General features: G+C 62.4%; 4 protein-coding genes and 1 pseudogene. 4 read left to right on the top strand and 1 reads right to left on the bottom strand.

What is annotated here, in order from left to right:
• The coding region (locus tag ENZ75_RS25790) for a tripartite tricarboxylate transporter permease (RefSeq protein ID WP_206617103.1) at positions 1-602 on the top strand (602 nt) is incomplete at its 5' end.
• Position 603: 1 nt separating this feature from the next.
• Here ENZ75_RS25790 and nth read toward each other — a convergent pair.
• On the bottom strand, positions 604-1,428 hold the full coding sequence (gene nth, locus ENZ75_RS25785) for an endonuclease III (RefSeq protein WP_063169002.1): 825 nt from the start codon (positions 1,426-1,428) through the stop codon (positions 604-606).
• A 22-nt stretch (positions 1,429-1,450) separates the two neighbouring features.
• Here nth and ENZ75_RS25780 point away from each other — a divergent pair, with 22 nt between their 5' ends.
• The 3 genes and pseudogenes from ENZ75_RS25780 to ENZ75_RS25770 all read left to right on the top strand — a co-directional run.
• Positions 1,451-1,945 (top strand): DUF2244 domain-containing protein, encoded by a 495-nt coding sequence (locus ENZ75_RS25780; RefSeq protein ID WP_063169003.1) that lies wholly within the window; start codon positions 1,451-1,453, stop codon positions 1,943-1,945.
• Between the two features lie 124 nt (positions 1,946-2,069).
• The gene (locus tag ENZ75_RS25775; protein ID WP_024502817.1) at positions 2,070-2,945 is read left to right on the top strand and encodes a bifunctional helix-turn-helix domain-containing protein/methylated-DNA--[protein]-cysteine S-methyltransferase; all 876 of its coding nucleotides are present in this window, start codon (positions 2,070-2,072) and stop codon (positions 2,943-2,945) included.
• A gap of 221 nt (positions 2,946-3,166) precedes the next feature.
• Positions 3,167-3,377 (top strand): annotated as a pseudogene (locus tag ENZ75_RS25770) (hypothetical protein); the annotation flags it as partial.

Genomic DNA, 3,377 nt, shown 5'->3' with positions numbered 1-3,377 from the left:
GACCGGAATCGGCAAACAATGCCGGTGCGCAGACTTCCTTCATCCCGATGCTGACGCTGGGCATTCCGGCCAACCCTGTCATGGCGCTGATGATCGGCGCCATGATCATCCAGGGCATCGTGCCCGGCCCCAATGTCGCGACCGAACAGCCGGCGCTGTTCTGGGGCATCATCGCCTCGATGTGGATCGGCAATCTGATGCTGATCATCCTCAACCTGCCGCTGATCGGGCTTTGGGTGAAGCTGCTGACGATCCCCTATTACGTGCTTTTCCCGATCATCATGGCGTTCTGCTCGATCGGCGTCTACAGCGTCAACAGCAACGTCTATGATCTCTACGCCGTCGCCTTCTTCGGCTTCCTCGGCTACCTCCTGACCAAGCTGCGCTGCGAACCGGCACCGCTGCTGCTCGGCTTCGTGCTCGGCCCGCTGCTCGAGGAAAATCTGCGCCGCGCCATGATTCTCTCGCGCGGCGACCCGAGCACCTTCGTGACCAGACCGATCAGCGCCGGCCTGCTGCTCATAGCGCTCGCCGTGCTCGCCGTCGTCTTCCTGCCGGCGGTCAAGAAAAAGCGCGAAGAGGTGTTTGTGGAGGAGAGTTGAATTACGCCGCCGTTCCGCCTCGGTCCTGAACCTCTTCGACCGGGTCGAGCGGTGCGATCGGCACCAGCGGTGCCGGCACATCGGTCGTCTTGACCTCGGCCTTGCAGATGTCGGCGATGACGCAGGCCGGGCAATCCGGCTTGCGCGCCTTGCAGACGTAGCGGCCATGCAGGATCAGCCAGTGATGTGCATGGCGCATATATTCGTCCGGAATGATCTTCAACAATCCCTGCTCGACCTGTTCCGGCGTCTTGCCGGGCGCTAATCCGAGCCGGTTGCCTATGCGAAGAATGTGCGTGTCGACCGCCATCGTGTGCTGGCCGAAGGCCATGTTGAGCACGACATTGGCGGTCTTGCGCCCGACCCCGGGCAGCTTGACCAATTCATCTCGATTATCGGGTACCTCGCCGCCATGGTCGCGGATCAGCGCCTGCGACAGCGCAATCAAATTCTTCGCCTTGTTGCGCCACAGCCCGATGGTGCGGATATATTCGCCGACCCTTGCTTCCCCCAGCGCCAGCATCTTGTGCGGCGTATCGGCGGCCCTGAACAGCGCCCGCGTCGCCTTGTTGACGCCTACATCCGTCGCTTGCGCCGACAGCACCACCGCGACCAGCAGCGTGAAGGCGTTGACATGTTCGAGCTCGCCCTTCGGCTCGGGCCGCTGGACGGAAAAGCGCCGGAATATCTCTTTCACTTCGGCCGGGCTGTAGCGTAACGCGCTTCGCGCCGGCCGCGGGCGCGGCTTTGCGTTCGAACCATCGCGTCGTGCGGGCAACGGCTCTTTTTTGGACAGGGAAGAATCTTTGGACTTGGGGCTTGCCATTTCCCTCCTATAATATCCCCTCATGAGCGACACAAACGCCTCGTTTCAGGCCGACGAGCCATTCTTTCAGGCGCTACTGACCCCGCACCGGTCTCTGGGCCGGACAGGCTTCTTCGTCCTGATGGGCGCGCTGCTGTTCGGCTGGCTGGTGACAGGCGCGTTTTTCCTGTCGCGCGGCGCCTGGCCGGTGTTCGGCTTCTTCGGCCTCGACGTGGCCGCCGTCTACATCGCCTTTCGCATCAACTATCGTGCCGCTCGCGCACGCGAAGAAGTCTCGGTTTCGCGCACCAGCCTCGACATCCGCAAGACAGCCCCCTCGGGGAAATCGGAAGCGCATCGCTTCAATCCGTTCTGGGCGCGGTTTTCGGTGGCCCGTCACGCCGAGATCGGCATCACAGGCATGACGGTGCAAGGTGAAGGCCAGAACGTGCCGATCGGATCGTTCCTGGACCCCGATTCCCGCGAGAGTTTTGCCACCGCCTTTTCGCGCGCGCTGGCGCCCGCCAAGACACGCTGAGGCAGCCGCGAGCGATTCCTGGGCTCGAATCCGGTGCCTATCCGGGTATGCGCCGCAAGAAGGCAAGTTTCGGGTGGCGATCGACGCCCCGAGGGGCGATATTCCGGCTCAAGGAGACAGTTCCATGAGCACACACACCGCAGTCCTCAAAAAGGACATCACGCCTGAGGGCAGCGATTATGAGATCGTGCGCCGTGCCATCGAGAAGATCAGTCTCGACTATCGCGATCAGCCTTCCCTCGAAGAGCTGGCCGAGGAGGTCGGCGAGACGCCGACCGGCCTGCAAAAACTCTTCACCCGCTGGGCCGGCCTGTCGCCCAAGGCCTTCCTGCAGGCGGTGACACTGGACCATGCGCGCAGGCTGCTCGATTCCGGCATGCCTCTGCTCGAGACCTCATTCGAACTGGGCATGTCCGGCCCCGGCCGGCTGCATGACCTGTTCGTCACGCACGAGGCGATGTCGCCGGGCGACTACAAGACACGCGGCGCCGGGCTCACCATTCGCTACGGCTTCCATTCCTCGCCGTTCGGCACCGCCCTGATCATGGCCACCGAGCGCGGGCTCGCCGGCCTCGCCTTCAGCGACCCCGGCGAGGAACGCGCCGCCTTCGCCGACATGTCCAGCCGCTGGCCGAACGCCATCTACGTCGAGGACATGACTGCCACCGGCCCCTATGCCGCCCGTATCTTCGACCCGACGCTGTGGCGCCCCGACCAGCCGCTGCATGTCGTCATGATCGGCACCGACTTCCAGGTTCGCGTCTGGGAGGCGCTGCTCAAGATCCCGATGGGCAAGGCCCGCACCTATTCCTCGATTGCGGCCAGCATCGGCGCACCGTCCGCCAGCCGTGCGGTCGGTGCGGCCAACGGCGCCAATCCGCTCTCTTTCGTGGTGCCTTGTCACCGCGCCATCGGCAAATCAGGCGACCTCACCGGTTATCATTGGGGCCTGACCCGCAAGCGCGCCATTCTGGGTTGGGAAGCCGGGCAGGTATCGTAATATCGATTTTTCTCGATATTGCGAAGAAAAACATGGTTCTATCGGCGCTATCAAGTATAAGCGCTATTTACGCTGTGGTTCCGCTTTTGCAACCGAGGGCAACCTCCGGTTCCTGTAGTTGTTATTTTTGAGGCGTTATTTTAGGTAACTCTAAATTAACCACGATAAAGTGATGATGCTCTCATATTAATCCGGACGATCCGGCTTGATAGGAGGTCTCGATGACATTGTTTCGCGCCGCCTGCGGCGCAGCTCTGCTGGTTGCCAGCGTCGACGAGGCCGCGTTGGCCACGACGCAGAATGTCATCTTCAACGGCACGATCGCGCCCACCTGCACGCTGGTCGTTGCCACCAACGGTACGATGACGGCCAGTCCCGATCTCCAGTCCCTGAGCTCCCACAACAGCGGCGGCTCGGCTGGAACCGTGACGC

Source organism: Mesorhizobium sp. M7A.F.Ca.CA.002.04.1.1 (assembly GCF_004022805.1).
GTDB classification, from domain to species: Bacteria; Pseudomonadota; Alphaproteobacteria; order Rhizobiales; family Rhizobiaceae; genus Mesorhizobium; species Mesorhizobium ciceri.
This window is presented reverse-complemented; position numbering and strand designations above follow the sequence as displayed.

Coding starts and splice junctions, on each gene's coding strand:
- nth (WP_063169002.1), bottom strand. CDS start 1,428: ATGGCAAGCCCCAAGTCCAAAGATTCTTCCCTGTCCAAAAAAGAGCCG.
- ENZ75_RS25780 (WP_063169003.1), top strand. CDS start 1,451: ATGAGCGACACAAACGCCTCGTTTCAGGCCGACGAGCCATTCTTTCAG.
- ENZ75_RS25775 (WP_024502817.1), top strand. CDS start 2,070: ATGAGCACACACACCGCAGTCCTCAAAAAGGACATCACGCCTGAGGGC.